The following is a 16729-nucleotide window of genomic DNA, read 5'->3' on the forward strand; positions in this document are numbered from 1 at the left end:
GGTAAACCCGGTGCCCGCACTTATCCTTCACAGCCGGTACCCACCGCAGCAGTGCCTGGGCTTCCGTGGCGGCAGCTATTGGGAATTGTGATTAGTTGTTAAGCGGAGTAACCTTATGCTGGCACGTATCGATCCAAGAAGAACAGGATTGGCGTATATGAGCCAGGTCAGTCTCGACCTTTTGCGGACGTTCTATGAACTCGCGCAGCTTAAATCCTACACTGCGTGTTCAAAGAAGCTGAACTTGTCGCAGCCTGCGATCAGCAACCGTATCAAACGGCTGGAAGAAGCAGTGCGGTTTACGCTGTTCATTGACCGCAACCCGCATCAGGGCATGACAGAGCAAGCGCGGCAGCTTTATGGCATCACGCAGCGGATTGTCGAAGAGCTGGGCAAGATTGAAAACCTTGTCGACAGCGAAACCTGCAGCCGGTCGCGGATTGGCGTTCTGCCAGCCATCGAATTCTTTTTTGGTCCAGAAATGATCTGGAAACTGGATACGCCGGGCTCGGGGCGAAAGCTGGAGATCGTAACTGACAATGAAGACAATCTGCTGAAGAAAGTTGAGCTGGGGCAGATCGAAGTTGCCGTGGTTTGCAGCCGTCTGGGGGCGCCGCAGAACAGTGTTTTTTCCAAGCGCTGCAAATTGAGATGGATCGGCGGCTTGCAGTTTGACAAAACCACGCTGGCCGGAGATGCCGAAGTCCCCTTGGTGATCTGGCGCGGCAACGTCAGCCGCGGCCCGTCTGCGGACGAAATCCTGAGAAGCTGCAACCGGCGCTACCGGATCGTTTTTGAAACCTCATCGCTGACGTCCTACTTCGATGCGATCCGGCGCGGGTACGGTGTTGGCTTTACGGTGGAGAAGTTCTTACGGGCAGACCGGAATCCTTATTCCGTCAAGCTGCTGGAAGAGCATCTGCCGGACCTTGGGAACATCGATTTCCACGTGGTTTGCAATCCGGACTCAGCGTCCTGTGTCCGTAAGCTGGCACAGCAGCTGGCATCTGTATTCGAGGGCGTGTGATGGGACCCGCGGTTTTCCGCGGGAGGGCGCAGACTGCCGCTGGTTTGCGTTTGCCCAAGGCAGGCGGGCAGGTAGGTGCAGTCTTGTCCGGGTGGCGGGCATGAGCCTGACCAAGCCGGAGATGGAGGGCAGCGCGCCGGCAGACAGCCTTATCCAGTGTTTCGTCATCTGGACAGCGGTAATGCAGATGCCGGATGCAGAGCCGGCCGTGCGTAAACTGCTGGAGCAGCAGCCGGAGGCGGGCCCGGAGCGCCTGGTGCGGGCCGCGGCGCGGGGATTGCGGCTGCAAGTGCGGTTTAAAGGGCTGACGCGGGAAAAATTGCAAAATCAGCCCTTGCCGCTGATCCTTCAGGACCGGGACGGCGTGTGGTTCCTGCTGGCCAGCCTGTCAGAGCAGCAGGCCCTGATCCAGCGCCCGGATACCGCCGCCCCCGAAGCCCTGACGCCTGAGGAGCTGGAACAGATCTGGTCCGGGCGGGCGGCCCTGCTGCGGCTGCGGGCGCGGTTTCACAAGATCGTTCAGAAATTTGACATCCGGTGGTTTCTGCCTGAACTGATCCGCTACAAGGGGCTTGCCTTCGAGATCCTCGCGGCCTCTGCCGCTATCGAGTGCCTTGCGCTGATCTCACCGCTGTTTTTTCAGGTCATCATGGACAAGGTGCTGGTCCATAACTCCGTCTCGACCCTGGATGTTCTTGTTATCACGCTGATTGCGGTGGCGGTGTTCGAGGTGGTGCTGAAGACCCTGCGGCAGTATCTGGCGACCCGTACCGCAACCCGGATAGATGCCCGGCTGGGCGGCAATCTGTACCGGCATCTGGTGGATCTGCCGCTGACCTATTTCAAGTCGCGCCCTGTGGGGGTGACAGTGGCGCGGGTGAACGAGCTGAGTGCGATCCGCGAGTTTATCACCGGGGCGGCAAATACGCTGGTGATCGACCTCAGTTTCACCTTCATCTTCTTTGCGGTGATGTATTATTACTCGCCGGTGCTGACCCTGGTGGTGCTGGGATCGGTGCCCTGTTACATGGCAGTTTCGTTTCTGATCACTGGCCCGCTGCAGCGCAGGATTGAGGAGCTCTACCGGGACGGGGCAGTCAACACCTCCTTTTTGACAGAAATGCTGACCGGCGTGGAGACGGTCAAGGCGCTGGCGCTGGAAGCCCAGATGGTTCGGCGCTGGGAATACCAGACCCGCGATTTCGTGCTGTCCAACTACAAGGTGCAGCGGCTGATGCAGCTGTCCAACACGCTGGTGCAGGCAATCCAGAAACTGACGATGGTGCTGGTGCTGTGGATCGGCGCGCGCAAGGTGATCGGGCTGGAGCTGTCGATCGGCCAGCTGATCGCATTCAACATGATGGCCAACCACGTCAGCCAGCCAGTGCTGCGGCTGACAGAGCTGTGGCGGCAGTTTGTGCAGACCCGGGTGTCCGTGGAGCGGCTGGGGGATGTGCTGCACACGCTTCCCGAGGTGTCGAAAGCACATAAGCCGCTGCAGCGGATCGAACGGGGGGCGGTCTCGATCCGCAACGTCACCTTCCGCTACGCGCCGGACGGTGAGCCGGTTCTGAAGGACTTCAGCCTGGATATTCCCGGCGGCCGCATGGTGGCCTTTGTCGGGCGGTCGGGGTCAGGCAAGAGCACCGTCGCGCGGCTGGTGCAGAAACTCTACATCCCTGAAAGCGGCCAGGTGTGCATCGACGGCACCGATATCGCGACGCTGGATTCGGTTTCGCTGCGGCAGAACACCAGCATCGTCCTGCAGGAAAACTTTCTGTTCAACCGGTCGGTGAGGGACAACATCGCGCTGACCCGGCCGTCGGCCTCGCTGGCAGAGGTGGCGGAGGCCGCAGAAAAGGCCGGAGCGCATGAGTTCATACTGGAAATGACGGACGGCTATGACACCATCCTGTCAGAAGGCGGCAGTTCGATTTCCGGCGGCCAGCGGCAGCGGATTGCCATCGCCCGTTCGCTGCTCAGCGATCCCGGCATCTTGATCCTGGATGAGGCGACTTCGGCCCTGGATGATCATTCACAGGCGCTGATCCAGCAGAATATGGCTGAAATCCGCAAGGGGCGGACTGTTATCGTGATTGCCCACCGCCTGTCCACCGTCCGCGATTGCGACTGTATCCATGTTCTGGATCACGGCAGGATAATCGAAAGCGGAACCCATGATGAGCTGATCCGGATTCCGGACGGCGCCTACCGCAACCTGTGGAACCTGCAGAAGAGCGAACTGGCTGCCGCCGAAACCCGGACGCCGGCAGCGTCCTGACCAGGAGGGCCAGATGAATTTGCTGACCAAACGGGGCCGTACCGCAGATCAGGCGGAGAAACCGGCCAAGACCGCCTTCAAGGCAGCCAGCCGACCCGCAGCCGGCAAGCGAAGCCGGCTGGAGCTGGAGTTTCTGCCGGAGTACCTGGAGATCCTGGAGCGGCCGCCCTCCAGTGCTGCGCGGGGCTTCAGCCTGGCAATTGTGCTGCTGTGCATCGGTGTGGTGCTGTGGGCGGTTTATGGGCGGATCGACATTATCGCCACCGCCTCAGGCCGGCTGATTGTCGACGACCGTTCCAAGGTGGTGCAGGCGCCTGAGCGCGGCGAGGTGAGCCTGATCCTGGTGCGTGACGGTCAGGAGGTGAGCGCGGGGGAGGTGCTGATCGAGCTGAACCCGACCTCGGCGGTGGCAGAGCGCGCCCGGCTGCGCCGCCAGCTGCAGGCCTCGGAACTGGAGACTGCGCGGCTGGAGGCGCTGCTGAGCGGCGGGCCGCTGACGGAGTTCCTGGTTCCCGATGGCACGCCGCCGGAACTGGCTGAAATTGCGCAGAGCCGGCTGCAGGCGGAAGCGGACAGCACAGAGGCGCAGCTGACTGTGCTGCAGAACCGGGTTGAACAGGTGCGCCTGCGGCGGCAGGCCACCGCGGCCATAGCCGCCGAAACCCAGGCGCTGATCAAAAACACCCAGGAACGGCTGGACAGCCGCCGCACCCTGATGGAGCAGGGCCTGTTCCCGCGCTACCAGTTTCTGGAACTGTCGCGGGAACTGATCGGGCAGCGCCGGGAACAGGCCGAGACCGAGGTCTCGCTCACGCAGCTAACGTCTGAGGAGAACGATCTGAACCAGCAGATCGAGCAGTTCGGCTATGAGACCCGCAAGTCGCTGCTGGACCGGCTGGCACAGGAGCAGATCCAGCTGTCAAACCTGCGCAACCAGCTGATCCAGGCGGATGAGAACGCCCGCAAGATGACCGTCACCGCGCCGGTGAGCGGTGTGGCGCAGCAGGTGGCGGTGACCACGGTCGGTGCCGTGGTGCAGCCCGCCCAGGAACTGCTGGTGGTGGTGCCGCATGCCGCCAACCTGGAGGCAGAGGTCATGGTGCTGAACAAGGACATCGGATTTGTCCGCACAGGCCATACGGTGGAGGTCAAGGTGGACAGCTTCCCCTATACCAGATTCGGCACCATTGCGGGTGAGGTCAAGAATGTCTCCGGCGATGCCATTGAAGACGAACGGCTGGGGCCGGTCTATCCGGCGCGGGTTCTGCTGGAGCGGCTGGAGATCACGTCGGGCAGCGAACGCATTGCCCTCTCGCCCGGCATGACGGTCTCGGCTGAAATCAGGACAGGCGACCGGCGGATCATCGACTATGTCCTGAGCCCGCTGCGCGAATACCAGTCCGAAACTTTGAGGGAACGGTGATGAGCGCGGCAGCGGAAAGCCTGCTGGAAACGGCCTTCCTGCAAGGGGGCGGGCTGGCAGCGTCGGACCCGCGGCAGGATAGCGGCCTGATGGCGCTGATGGCGGCGGCCCGGCGGCTGGATGTTGCGGCAGAGGCTGCCCAGGTCTGGCATATGCACGGCAAGACCGATGCGGCGTTTGAGGATGCGGATATTATCCGCTGCGCCAAGCGGCTGGGGATCAAGGCGCGGCTGGCGGCCTTGCCCAAGCGTCGGCTGCTGACCGCACCGATGCCATACCTGATCCGCAAGACGCAGAGCGGGCAGTGGTACGCGGTGACCGGCACCATTGGCAGCCAGCTGCAGGTGACCAACCCGCTGACCGGCGGCACCAGCCGCAGCGATCCTGCGGATGTCGCCGCGGACTTTGAAGACGACGTGATCCTGTGCAGCCGGGAGCCATCCTGGAAATCCGGGCAGAAAGCTTTTGGTTTTTCCTGGTTTTTGCCGTCGATACTGAAACACAAGGCGCGGTTCCGGCGCATCCTGCTGGCCTCTCTGGTCATTCAGGGATTTGCGCTGGTGTCGCCGAAACTGTTCGAGGTGGTGATTGACAAGGTGCTGGTGAGCCGCGGTCTGCAAAGCCTGGATGTGCTGGCCATTGCCCTGATCGGAATTGCCTTTTTCGAACCGCTGATGACTTTTCTGCGGTCACTGGTGTTTTCCCATATGGCCAGCTGCGCCAATTCGGAGCTGTCGGCGCGGCTGTTCCGGCATCTGGTCTATTTGCCGCTGGACTACTTTCGCAACCGGCAGGCGGGACAGATCCTGGCCCGGGTCAAGGAGCTGGACCATATCCGAAACTTCCTGACCGGCTCGGCGCTGATGATGGTGGTGGACCTGTGCTTCATCAGCGTCTTCCTGGCGGTGATGTTCGCCTATTCCAGCAAGCTGGCCTTTGTGGTGCTGGCAACGCTGGCGGTATTCGGGCTGATGTGGCTGGTCATCGGCCCCTTTCTGCGCAAGCGGGTGGAGCGGGAATATGAACGGCATGCCGAGAACTCCGCCTTTCTGACCGAGACGGTGACGGGCATCGAAACCATCAAATCGCTGGGTCTGGGCGGCCAGTTCGCCCGGGCCTGGGAAGACAGACTGGGGGCCTCGCTGAAGGCGACGTTCGATGCCAGCATGCTGGGCCACTGGGCCGGCGGCGGCATCGGGCTGGTGCAGAAGATCTCAGCCGCGCTGCTTTTGTGGTTTGGTGTCAGTCTGGTGATGGCGGGCGAGCTGAGCGTCGGCCAGCTGGTGGCCTTCAACATGCTGTCGGGCCATGTGACCATGCCGATCCTGCGGCTGGCGCAGATCTGGCAGGACTTTCAGCACACCGGCATCTCAATCCGCAGGATTGGCGACATCCTGCAGGAGGAGCCGGAGACGGCGGCCAGTGCGGGCCGGTCTTCGCTGGAGAAGATCAAGGGCAGGATCGATCTGCGCAAGGTCACGTTCCGTTATGCGCCGGACGGCGCCGAAGTGCTGCGGCGGCTTGATTTGACGGTGCAGGCTGGAGAGATCGTGGGGCTGACCGGCCTGTCCGGGTCGGGCAAGAGCACGGTGACCAAACTGGTGCAGCGCCTGTATGTTCCGCAAAGCGGGCAGGTTCTGGTCGACAATGTTGATCTTGCCATGGCCGATCCGGCCAACCTGCGCCGCAACATGGGTGTGGTGCTTCAGGAGAATTTCCTGTTCAACGGCAGTGTCTGGGACAACATCGCACTGGGTAATCCGACTGCCAAACCCGAAGACATCCTGAATGCTGCACGGCTGTCCGGGGCCAGCGATTTCATCGAGCATCTGCGGCATGGGTTCGACACTCAGGTCGGGGAGCGGGGCGGCAACCTGTCCGGAGGCCAGCGCCAGCGGATTGCGATTGCCCGGGCGCTGGTGGCCGATCCGAAAATCCTGATCTTTGACGAGGCAACCTCGGCGCTGGATTATGAAACCGAAGCAGGCATCCTGCAAAGGCTGCCGGAGATCATCAAGGGGCGTACGGTAATCATGATCGCCCACCGGCTGAACTGCATGCCGCTATGCGACCGGGTTGTGGTGATGGACAAGGGCGAGATCATCGAGGAAGGGCCGCACGCCGAGCTGCTGAGCAACGGGCACGCCTATGCAGAGCTTTGGCAGCTGCAAAACGGCGATTAGGGGTCAGGCTTGGTCTTAACCTGCATCACTGTCGCTTTCGCTGTCGGACACGTCAGAAGCCGGCAAGGCTGAACTGGCGGGCGCGTCAGCGCAGATTTCCTTGAGCCGGTCAAAGAGCATCGGTGCGTCGTGGCTGCCAAGTGCAGCAATCAGCGCCTTTGTGTTCCTGTCTGTCATAGCTGAGGTGCGGGCCGGGTCATTGTAGGATCCGCCCGGCATCTCTCCCCAGCCAGCTTCGGCAGCCACCTGGCGGGCGAGAAGTTCGGTCGGTCCAAGGGAGGTGCTGTCATTCGGGTCGCCGGAATCGCACAGATGGTGGGTCAGTTCGTGAACCAGGCATTCCTGCCAGAACCTGTATTCAGCCGGAAACTGCTCTGAGTTCGGTGCTATGCCAATGTTGACCGCATGGCGGGTCTCGCCGTCAATGTCGCGCTCGCAAGCTTCGGCAACGTTCATGATCGGCAAGGGATTGCCTTCCTCATAGGCCTCATAAACATCGCCCAGTTCGATGTCGTCGATAAATCCGCCGTCCGTCGGCTCGTAAACCGTTTGAAACAGGACTTTCCCGAGATCGGAAAGCCCCTGACTGCTGGCAAAGGAAACCGTGTGGCGGAAGGTGGGGGATTTTTCCAGCGCCTCTGCCAAAGTGCTGTTGATGGCATCTGCGGTGCGCTGGTTTGCCAGGTAGCCGCGGCTGAGTGAGACGTTGTCCGCGACCTTGCCCAAAATGGCGGAGGTGTCCGCTGAGCCTAGTTCCGGGACTTTGGTGTTCAATACAAACCCGGCGTAGCTGTCGTCATGGCGGTTGGGTTTTGCTGCCGGCGCTGAAGCGGAAGCCGCGGCGGGCCGGGTCTGCGGAAACGCAATCTTTGCAGCGCCTTCGCTGAATACGCTGGAAGCGCGCGCCTGTTTGGCTGTGTCCGGTTGTGCCTGCGGGCTGGCCGGCCGCTTTTGTGCGCCGCCACGGCTGTTGCTTGGGGCCGGCATTTCGGGCGGGTTGAATTTGGCGGCGGGTGAGTCAGTAACGCGCATTTCGGACCTCAATGACACCGTGATTCCCGCCAGCCGGAATAGCAAAGCCGACTGGCAGCAATTTCACCTAATGGCATCAAGCGACTGAAAACAATTCATTTTTAAGAAATTTGAAAACTATAATTAATATCTATGACCTTATCTGTCCCAGTTGCTGAAATCTGGCAATTGTAAGGCAGAAATGCGCTGGTCCGAAGGTGACTAGACGACCTGAAGTTCGGTTTCCAGCTTGCCCGCCTTTCTGAAACGAAGCGGAGGAAGACCATGATTATTTCGATGATGATGAACATGATGCAGCAGGCGCAGAATCAACGGATGAACCAGCAGCTGATGGATCAGACCAAGGACCTGCAAGATGACATCAAGGAGCAGGGTGACGATTTCAAAGAGCAGCTGAAGAAGATGGAAGAGAAGAATGCCAAGCAGCAGGAAACCATCGAACAGCTGATGAAAGACAATGGTGTTGGCGGCAAGCAGGGCGGCCACCAGTGTGGTGCCGGAGGCCATCAGGGATCTGTCGGCGGCCATAAAGGTGGCGGTGATGGCGGCTATGACAGCGGCTATGACAGCGATGATGACACCGAGATCAATATTCACATCCATATGGGCGACAGCAAGGGTGCTCCGAACACGGACGGCATGAAGTACCACTAAGCGTTCGTCATTTGAAATTCCCGGACCGGCTGGTTTTCCGGCCGTCCGTATTAACCCCAACTCAGATATCAACAGGAGAATATCATGGCCGGATCTTTGGCTCTTTCAGCAGCACTGACCAAACAGGCGGAACTTCAGTCGCAGCAGCAGATGCTGATGCAGCACCAGCAGAATCAGGCAAACTCGCGCGAGCAGTTTGCGCAGCAGCAGATATCCGCTCAGCAGGAGCATCAGCGCCGCATTGACAACGACCAGCAGGAACGGTCGCGTCATGCCCAGGCCGACACCGCGACCCAGTCGAAGAACACGACATCGCAGCTGTCTCAGGCGGCCGGAGCTTAACAGCAGAACGGCTTGCTCCTTCCCGCCCGCTGTCTTCAGCTGACAGGGGAGGGGCAAGCCCCAAACAAAGAACGCAACTATGTTCGATCTTCCAGGCCCAACAAACAACAGCGGCGGCAGCTTCACCTCCCTGCAGCTTTCCCAGGCGCTGACTGAACAATCGCAGGCTCTGAGCTACGGCAGAACGGTCCGGAGCAAGCAATTGTACCAGGATATCAAGAACAAGCTGGATATCTACACAATGGAAGCGTCGAAATTTCAGGCAGAGCGCGCGATGGCCAACCAGGAATCGCAACGCGTGATGAGTTCCCTGGCAGGGAAGTTCAGCCTGATCTCCAAAATCCAGCAAAGCATGGGGTGACGCAGCCTTTCCGGACCGCCAAGCCTAAGGAGACCACGATGGCAATTCGCCCGGCAACACACGATGACCTCCCTGTTCTGAAGCAGCTGAGCGCGGCTTTTCGTGCCGATCACAAGACAGGCATGAAACTCCCCTATGACGAAGCGGCATGGATGGAGGTTTTGTCTGCAGCCATCGAAGGCGACGATACTTTGGTGCTGCTGCTGGATGGCGGTGCCGGTTTTTTTGTCGGAGCAATCAGTGCGACACCTTATGCACCGATCCCTGTAGCCAATGAACTGGTCTGGTACACGGTTCCAGAAGCCAGGGGAAAAGGGTTTGGCCTGTTCCGCGCCTACATGCGGTGGGCCAAGGAAAAGAACGTCGAATATGTTTTCTGCACCATGCCGGAACCCAATCCGGCATTGGAGCGGCTGGGGTTTGAGGTCGCCGATATCGGCTATTTCAAGCACACGCCCAGAACTCCGGCTGTAAGGGCTGCAGAATGATTTCCCGGTCAGCTGCAGGGCCGGAGCCCGCCGCGGGATGCCGCGGCAGGCAGAACAGCAGGTGGATGAATGATCACATGTGCTGACACACTTCTGGTTTTTGCCTCCTTCAGCATCCGGTCCGGTCTGCTGTGGAAGGCTGAGGCCTATGGGCGGCTTGGCCTGACATTGTTCCCCGAGGATGACCGGATCCGCGAGATGTATGCCCAGGCTCTGCTGCTGAACCAGAAGTTCAGCGAAGTGTCCGGGGTTCTGGCCGGAGCGAAGCGGCCGTCACGCAATTTGAGTTATGTCAGGGCACGGCTGGAAATGCTGACAGACGGGTCTGAAGCATCCAGATCAGAGGCTGTGCGCAGCTTCCTGAAAGGAGGATCGGCATGAGCAGCAACACAATTGGACCGGGAGGATCAGAGCGGCTGCAGCAAACGTCGTTGCAGCCTGTTGCGCCCAGGCGCCGGCAGCAACAGCCCAGCATACCTGAACAGCAGCAAAAGCAGAATGCGCCACAGGAGAAGATCGAAAGCTCAACCTCCTATGCGGCGATGCTCAAGGATGCGCAGGACGGGGGGGTGGATGAAGCTTATGCCGCAACCCAGCGGGCGCATAGCGGGGCGAGTAAGGAAAACGGCGAGCAGGATAACGATCCGAGCGCGCAGAAAATAAGGCGGAGCCGGACTGCAAAGCCAGCAGTTGCCAAGCCTCAGAACGACCCACAGTCCTCCCAGATGCTCAAGGGGCTGCGCCAAAAGCAGCAGGCAGAAGCAACCACTGCCGCCAGCGGGGTTTCCAGGTCTGCGGCAGTCGAGACGGCTCCTGTCGGACAAAAGCATGATCAATTGATGCTGGCATCCAGTCAAATGAAGGCTTCGGAAGTCGCAAGCCATGTCAGTTTGCGCAGTTTCGCCGGTCTGGCCCGCATCCTGTCAGAAAATCATTGGAAAAGGAGTCCTGAGGCTGATACTGATTTGGTTAAATTACAAATGCGGGCCACTGGATAAGGCCCGTGAGACCAGAGCAGTCAATCAAAGTCAGGTGCGCCATGAAACAGACGCAATCCGTGTACTCTCATTTCTTGAGAGTCGCTTCTCTGGTTCCATTGGCGCTGCTGTTTTTCCTGTCAGTGACACCGGCTCCGGCGGAGGCCCAAGTAACGCAGCGCATGGTGATTGAAGAGGGTAAAGGTAAAAGCCTGTCCAATCTGGGGGAGGCGGAGTCCATTTTTGTGGCGGACACGTCAATTGCGGACGTCTCCACTTCGCCGGGTGAGGCCGCATATATATTTGGAAAGGCGGTTGGTGAAACGACGCTGATTGCAACCGGGAGGAACGGCGGAATTCTCTTTGAGATCGCAATTTCCGTAACGCATAACCTGAGAGGCCTGCGCGCGACGCTTTCCCAGCGGTTCCCTGGAGAAGCGATCACTCTGGCCTCTGCACGGGGCAGCATTTACGTTTCGGGTGTCGTTTCGACCGAGCGGGTGCATGCAAATGTTCTGGAAACCCTGCGCAACAGTGTGCCCAGCAGCGCCCTGATTGATGAACTGGTCGTGCGTGACAGCCAGTTAATCCAGCTTGAGGTCAAGCTGATGGAAATCAGCGTGGACCTGGCCGAGAACTATGGCATCGACTGGAATGGCTTAGTGGCGTCGAGCGGGTTTTCCGTGGGCGCGCAGAGCGGCGGGATCATCCGTTTCGGATATGATGAGACGGACCCCCAGACCTCTGTTGATGCCACCGTGGACCTGCTGGTCAACAGCGGTATTGCCACGCTTGTCACGCAATCCTCGCTGACGACAGTTTCGGGAAAGGATGCGGATTTCTCTGTCGGGGAGGAAATCGCAATTCCGACGTTCTCTGGCGAGACAGAAGCGGCGACCGGAAATTTCAGCATCGACTATAAGTTTGTCGGCATGAATGTCCGCTTCAAGCCGCAAATGCTGCCGGGCAGCAAATTGCGCCTTGAAGTCAATTCGGTGATATCCGGTCTTCAGCCTGCGACAACAACAATTAACGGAAACGATTTTCCCAATCTGTCCACTCGCCGCTTTGCTACCAATGTGGAACTGCGCGACAAGCAGAGTTTTGTCATTGCCGGGCTTAGCCGCCAGGAAACGCGAAACCAGGCTACTGGTGAAAATGACACCGTTTTTTCGGCGACCATGCGGCGGATTCTGGGAACAGACAACATCAGCTCTTCCAAACGGGAATTGATCGCCGTGATTACCCCCCGGTTTGGTGATTTGGAAAGGCGGCCGGTGGAGCATATCCTGTCCCGCCCGATGTCCAACCTTGAATACATTCTGTCCCAGTATTCCAGCAAAGCCGGTTCCATCGGCAAAATCGAAGTGCACGGGCCCGCCGGGTTCCTGTACTGACGGGTGGTCATGAGGGGTCTTCTTTCCAGCCTGTGCCGCTTGACCGTCATCTGGGCGCTGGCCTTGCTGCCTGCGCTTGCCCCGGCGGCGGAGGAGCAGGCGCCGGTGACGCGCTGGCTGCTGCCGCAGGAGAACGAGGAATACCCTTTTCTTGGCAAGAACCAGGGATTGCGGGCAACGCTGGAAACTTTTGGCCGCAACATCCGGGTGGCGGTCAGCATCGACGAGGAAATCAATAACGAGGCCTCCGTGAGCATTGATCAGCGGATGTCGCGGCGGGCGTATCTGGACCGGCTGTCGAACGAATTCGGCCTGCTTTGGTTCTATGATGGTGTCATGCTGCATGTGTCCAGCGTGCGGTCGGTTGAGACCGAGATAATTCCGCTCCAGGACAACGACGGCGGTACGGTGTTGGATGTCCTGTCCCAGCTGGGCATCTATCAGGAAAAGTTTGTTCACGCCTCGGACCCGAAGCGCCGGGTTTTTCTGGTGTCCGGACCAGCGGCATATGTCACGCTTGTTAAAAAAGCTGTGGAAGCGATTGAGGAAGCGGACAGGAACGATCTGGCCGTCGTGCGGGGAACCGAGATTTCAGGCCCTGATCTGACGTCTTTGGACAGTCCCGAGATCGACACGCCGGGACAGTAGAACTGCACGGACAGGGCCTATGAAAATACTGAACGCAATTGCAGGCCTCGGACGTCAGAAGGACGTCATGCTGATCGCGGTCTTTGCCCTGATCCTGATGATGATGATCCTGCCGCTGCCGACTGTGCTGATGGATATCTTCATCACGCTCAACATGAGCGCGGCGATTATCATAATGCTGATGTCGCTGCACCTGCACAGCCCGGTGCAATTTTCCACCTTTCCCTCTTTGCTGCTGGTCACAACTCTGTTCCGCCTGGCGATTTCGATTTCGACAACACGGCTGATCCTGATCGAGGGTAATGCCGGCAAGATTGTCGAGACCTTCGGGACGGTTGTTGTCGGCGGTAATCTGGTTGTTGGCTTGGTCATTTTCCTGATCATTACCGTGGTGCAGTTTCTGGTGATCACCAAAGGCGCAGACCGGGTCGCCGAAGTCGGTGCCAGGTTCACGCTGGACGGGATGCCCGGCAAGCAGATGAGTGTGGACGCTGACGTGCGCGCCGGCAATATTGATCATGTCGATGCGCGTTCGGCCCGCCAGACACTGGAGCGGGAAGCCAAACTGTTCGGATCCATGGACGGGGCGATGAAATTCGTCAAAGGGGATGCGACTGCAGGCCTTGTGATCACTGCCATCAACCTGCTGGGCGGAGTCGCGATCGGGATGGCGCAGCGCGGCCTGCCGTTTGGTGAGGCGATCCAGCTTTATGCCCTGATGACCGTGGGCGATGGGCTTGTCTCGCAAATTCCGGCGCTGCTGATCTCTGTAGCGGCTGGGACAATGGTCACCCGGGTCACCAATCCGCAAGGCATGGACCTGGGGACCGAAATCGGCCAGCAGGTGATGGCGAACCGCAGGACCATCATCATTGCCGGGCTGGTGATTGCTCTGTTTGGCCTTGTGCCGGGATTTCCGACTGCGATCTTTGCCATCCTGGGGCTGTCGTTATCCGGCAGTGTCTATTTCGGGATCAGAAAATACGCCAAGACGCTGGAAGCCCAATGGAGCGACTGGGATCTCATGATTCAGCGGCTTAGCTTGAGCTGGGATGACATCAAGGCAAGAACAGGTGCGGATGAAGCGGTCAAGGTTGTTCTGCCGCGTAAAGTCACGGGAATGTTCAATCCGGAGGTGTTCAACAACACGCTGGAAGGCGTCCGGACGACCAACGAGGCTGATTTCGGCGTGCCGATGGGGTACTGGCGCTACAGTCTCAGCGATGAATTGCAAGAGTACCAGATCTTTATCAAGGAGGAGCTGGTTGCCTCCGGCCGGCTGGACCCGGACACGGTTTTTGTGAAGGCAAATATCAGCTACTTGAGCAGCCTGGGCATTCCGTCCATCGCCAGGTTTGGCGCGCAGGAGGGGGCGCTGGTCGAAGTTTCCGAGATTCCGCGGCTGCAGGAGGAAAATATTCAGTATTGGGGTCCGTTGGAGCAGCTTCTGATGCATGTCAAAAAGGCTGTTATCGAGCATCTGGGGGATTTTGCCGGCCTGCAGGCTACGTCCAATCTGCTGGACATTGTCGGGCGCAGCAATCCGAACCTGGTTGCTGATCTGCGCGAGGATTTGTCCAACAACCAGATCAGCAGCGTCTTGCGCATGCTGCTGAAGGAACGAATCCCGGTGACCAGCACCGTGCGCATCCTGGAAGCCATCGCCAAGGCGTCACAAACCCGCTCCGAGCCGGAGAAAGTGCTGCAGAAAGTACGCACGTCCATTTCGGAATTCATCACCAAGCGGTTCGCGCCCGAAGGGTATCTGCCGGTGATCGTGACCGCGCCGACGCTGGAAAACTTCATCAGGGAAGGGATGCGGGAGACGGACGAAGGTTCCTACCTGATTTTGGCTCCTGAGGTTTCGGCACATATTGCAGAGCAGGCAAAGAGCTATGTTTCCGGGGAATTCCGCCGCGGCCAGGATCCGGCTTTGATAACTCAGCAGGATGTAAGATATCCGCTGTACACGATCCTGGAAAAGCATGGAATTTACCTGCCCGTTCTTGCTTACCAGGAAATCCATCCTGACACGATCATCTACCCCGTGGGCTTCCTGTCGCCGGAGGCGGATGCGGAAGCAGCCTAGGATTAGAGGCGGTGAAACTGTCGCTGCGGCTGCCGGGAGCGCAGCGCGTGCAAGTGGCTGAGACGCAGACACAGAAATGCGCCAAGTTCGCCAAACGGGACGTAGCGGACAGGGTGCGTGAGATCATGAATGGCCGCTAAAATCTCTGTGGCCTCAAATTCGGCCCCTGTATGTACCTGCTATACACATCCACGTCGAACGAGGTCGCTTACCAACTGAATTTAATGCCAATGACTCATAAGTTTGCACACCCAATCGATTCGCATCGGTGTGACGCTGCAAAAATGTGTTATTAGTCAATTTGTTATACCTTTCTTTCTGCTCGCTGAAGCATAAGCATGCACAGCAAACACATAAGCATGCACACCCTTAACCAAGAAAAAGGGCCCGCGAATGCGAGCCCTCGGTGCAGCCTTTGATTTTGCCGCGTCTGCTAAGTCTTGTTGATTATCTCTAGGAGCATCGCCCTCTCGAAGATGTCCCGGTAGTCCGGTGCGGTGAAGGGTGATAGGCCTTTGGGGAGACGGGAACCCCTATCGTACGCTTTCGTGAACATCTTGAGTGTGACGACATCCTTTCCGCGCATCCAACACAACGCGAATGCCCTAATCATAAGCTCAATGACCAGCCCCCAGCGTGAGCAACATGCAAAGTCCAGCCGCTCCAGGAAGTCGACATCCACAACCGCCTCGACATCGACCTCAGCAAGTTCGGCATAAGCATATACAAGTTTGTTCAGCTCTATCATGTCAGGGTCCTTGGCCGGATCGGCGCTCTTGCCAAGACTGATCTCATCGAAATGAACCTGTGTCAGCAGGTGGGACAGCTGCTCTTCGGAATGCACATATGTCCCAAGGGCAGGGACTCCCGACAAGACCAGTATCAGAGGCCATTCGGGTTCTTTCATCAGGGACTTGAAGCTATCCAAGAAAATGCGGTTCGACTTGGCGCCAGACGTAAAGACGTGTTGGCACTCGTCGTAGTAAAAGCCGATCACGCCAAACTCGCGACTGTGATGGCGCACGAGGCGCCAGATTTCGCTTTGCGTCCGCCTGGGAGAGGCGCTGTACCCAAGCTTTTCGAGCGTCTTTTGCCCAAGGTCCTTCCAGCTGACCGAACCATCGAGTTTGCAATAGAGTATTTCTCCTGGCCTTCCGTTGGGCATGATGGTTTGACTGTCGTTGAATTCTTTGATGAGCTTGATCGTTTCCGAAGTCTTTCCCACCCTGGACTCGCCCGTAACGACGAGGCCTCGGGCTTCAAAATGGCCTCCGTTGCTGGCCTTGATGAAATAATCGGTCACGCACTCAGTGAACGCTTCGTGGAGAACGCTGGCCCGCGGGAAGCTGTAGTGCGCATCCCGCAGGTCGCTCGCCGCTGCACACCAATTTTCTTCAATAGTTCGAACCTTTCGAGCCGGACTTTCGCGATCCGATCTTCGTAGAGTGTCGTCGTTTCAGGATCCTCCCGGCGATAGCTTTCCATCAGTTCCAAAAACTCTGAGACTGTGAGGTCGGCAAAAACCGTGGTCTGGAGGGCAAGGCGAAACAGGGTCGGTCGACCGGGAATTACCGCGGTGGCAAAGTTGAGGTTGTCGGGGTCAATAAATACCGACACCTTGCCTGGCCAATTATCGACTCCTTGCTGGAAGGTATCGGAGGAATAGAAAAGACCTGAGAGAACCCGTACGCCCTCATCGTTGGGTTTCAGATCAAATTTCCAGCCGAGATGGGGGCACACCACTTCCATTTGAGCATCGCTCATCCCCATGTTGGAATGGTCCATTGTGCTATGGCTCGTCTGAGCGGAAGCGATTGGTGCAGCCAA

The 16729-nt window shown here is 58.6% G+C and carries 18 protein-coding genes; 15 read left to right on the forward strand and 3 right to left on the reverse strand.

What is annotated here, in order from left to right:
- Positions 1–157: 157 nt before the first annotated feature.
- From K3725_RS21650 to K3725_RS21665, 4 genes are all read left to right on the forward strand, one after another.
- Positions 158–1027 carry a LysR family transcriptional regulator gene (locus tag K3725_RS21650; RefSeq protein WP_260018962.1) on the forward strand — a complete coding sequence of 290 codons (870 nt, stop codon included), beginning with the start codon at positions 158–160 and terminating at the stop codon, positions 1025–1027.
- A 100-nt stretch (positions 1028–1127) separates the two neighbouring features.
- Entirely contained in the window at positions 1128–3308 is a 2181-nt protein-coding gene (locus K3725_RS21655) for a type I secretion system permease/ATPase (protein WP_260018963.1), read from the forward strand.
- Between the two features lie 13 nt (positions 3309–3321).
- Positions 3322–4731, forward strand: coding sequence for an HlyD family type I secretion periplasmic adaptor subunit (locus tag K3725_RS21660; protein ID WP_260018964.1), 1410 nt, complete (start codon positions 3322–3324; stop codon positions 4729–4731).
- Positions 4731–6914 (forward strand): type I secretion system permease/ATPase, encoded by a 2184-nt coding sequence (locus K3725_RS21665; RefSeq protein WP_260018965.1) that lies wholly within the window; start codon positions 4731–4733, stop codon positions 6912–6914. Before K3725_RS21660 ends, K3725_RS21665 begins: the two co-directional genes overlap by 1 nt.
- A 15-nt stretch (positions 6915–6929) precedes the next feature.
- Here the strand turns inward: K3725_RS21665 and K3725_RS21670 are convergent, their stop codons facing one another.
- Positions 6930–7688 carry a M85 family metallopeptidase gene (locus K3725_RS21670; protein ID WP_260018966.1) on the reverse strand — a complete coding sequence of 253 codons (759 nt, stop codon included), beginning with the start codon at positions 7686–7688 and terminating at the stop codon, positions 6930–6932.
- Positions 7689–7719: 31 nt separating this feature from the next.
- Here K3725_RS21670 and K3725_RS21675 point away from each other — a divergent pair, with 31 nt between their 5' ends.
- From K3725_RS21675 to K3725_RS21725, 11 genes are all read left to right on the forward strand, one after another.
- A complete protein-coding gene (locus K3725_RS21675) occupies positions 7720–8034 on the forward strand; it encodes a hypothetical protein (RefSeq protein ID WP_260018967.1) in 315 nt (104 codons plus the stop codon).
- Positions 8035–8210: 176 nt separating this feature from the next.
- On the forward strand, positions 8211–8600 hold the full coding sequence (locus K3725_RS21680) for a hypothetical protein (protein ID WP_260018968.1): 390 nt from the start codon (positions 8211–8213) through the stop codon (positions 8598–8600).
- Between the two features lie 84 nt (positions 8601–8684).
- Positions 8685–8942 carry a hypothetical protein gene (locus K3725_RS21685; protein WP_260018969.1) on the forward strand — a complete coding sequence of 86 codons (258 nt, stop codon included), beginning with the start codon at positions 8685–8687 and terminating at the stop codon, positions 8940–8942.
- 79 nt (positions 8943–9021) lie between these two features.
- Entirely contained in the window at positions 9022–9303 is a 282-nt protein-coding gene (locus tag K3725_RS21690; protein ID WP_260018970.1) for a hypothetical protein, read from the forward strand.
- A gap of 38 nt (positions 9304–9341) precedes the next feature.
- On the forward strand, positions 9342–9791 hold the full coding sequence (locus K3725_RS21695) for a GNAT family N-acetyltransferase (RefSeq protein ID WP_260018971.1): 450 nt from the start codon (positions 9342–9344) through the stop codon (positions 9789–9791).
- A gap of 69 nt (positions 9792–9860) precedes the next feature.
- Positions 9861–10172, forward strand: coding sequence for a hypothetical protein (locus K3725_RS21700; protein WP_260018972.1), 312 nt, complete (start codon positions 9861–9863; stop codon positions 10170–10172).
- The gene (locus K3725_RS21705; protein WP_260018973.1) at positions 10169–10789 is read left to right on the forward strand and encodes a hypothetical protein; all 621 of its coding nucleotides are present in this window, start codon (positions 10169–10171) and stop codon (positions 10787–10789) included. Before K3725_RS21700 ends, K3725_RS21705 begins: the two co-directional genes overlap by 4 nt.
- Positions 10790–10887: 98 nt before the next feature.
- Entirely contained in the window at positions 10888–12165 is a 1278-nt protein-coding gene (locus K3725_RS21710) for a pilus assembly protein N-terminal domain-containing protein (protein WP_260018974.1), read from the forward strand.
- Positions 12166–12204: 39 nt separating this feature from the next.
- On the forward strand, positions 12205–12813 hold the full coding sequence (locus tag K3725_RS21715; RefSeq protein WP_260018975.1) for a hypothetical protein: 609 nt from the start codon (positions 12205–12207) through the stop codon (positions 12811–12813).
- Positions 12814–12832: 19 nt separating this feature from the next.
- Complete coding sequence (locus tag K3725_RS21720) at positions 12833–14902, forward strand: flagellar biosynthesis protein FlhA (RefSeq protein WP_260018976.1); 2070 nt, start codon at positions 12833–12835, stop codon at positions 14900–14902.
- 11 nt (positions 14903–14913) lie between these two features.
- On the forward strand, positions 14914–15042 hold the full coding sequence (locus K3725_RS21725) for a hypothetical protein (RefSeq protein ID WP_260018977.1): 129 nt from the start codon (positions 14914–14916) through the stop codon (positions 15040–15042).
- Between the two features lie 293 nt (positions 15043–15335).
- On the opposite strand, the gene K3725_RS21730 is transcribed toward K3725_RS21725, so the two are convergent.
- Both K3725_RS21730 and K3725_RS21735 read right to left on the reverse strand, forming a co-directional pair.
- Positions 15336–16205 (reverse strand): ATP-binding protein, encoded by an 870-nt coding sequence (locus K3725_RS21730; RefSeq protein ID WP_260018978.1) that lies wholly within the window; start codon positions 16203–16205, stop codon positions 15336–15338.
- A complete protein-coding gene (locus tag K3725_RS21735; protein ID WP_260018979.1) occupies positions 16202–16687 on the reverse strand; it encodes a hypothetical protein in 486 nt (161 codons plus the stop codon). The genes K3725_RS21730 and K3725_RS21735 overlap by 4 nt, the downstream gene beginning before the upstream one ends.
- Positions 16688–16729: the final 42 nt, after the last annotated feature.

It is taken from the genome of Leisingera sp. S132 (genome assembly GCF_025144465.1).
Classification (GTDB): domain Bacteria; phylum Pseudomonadota; class Alphaproteobacteria; order Rhodobacterales; family Rhodobacteraceae; genus Leisingera.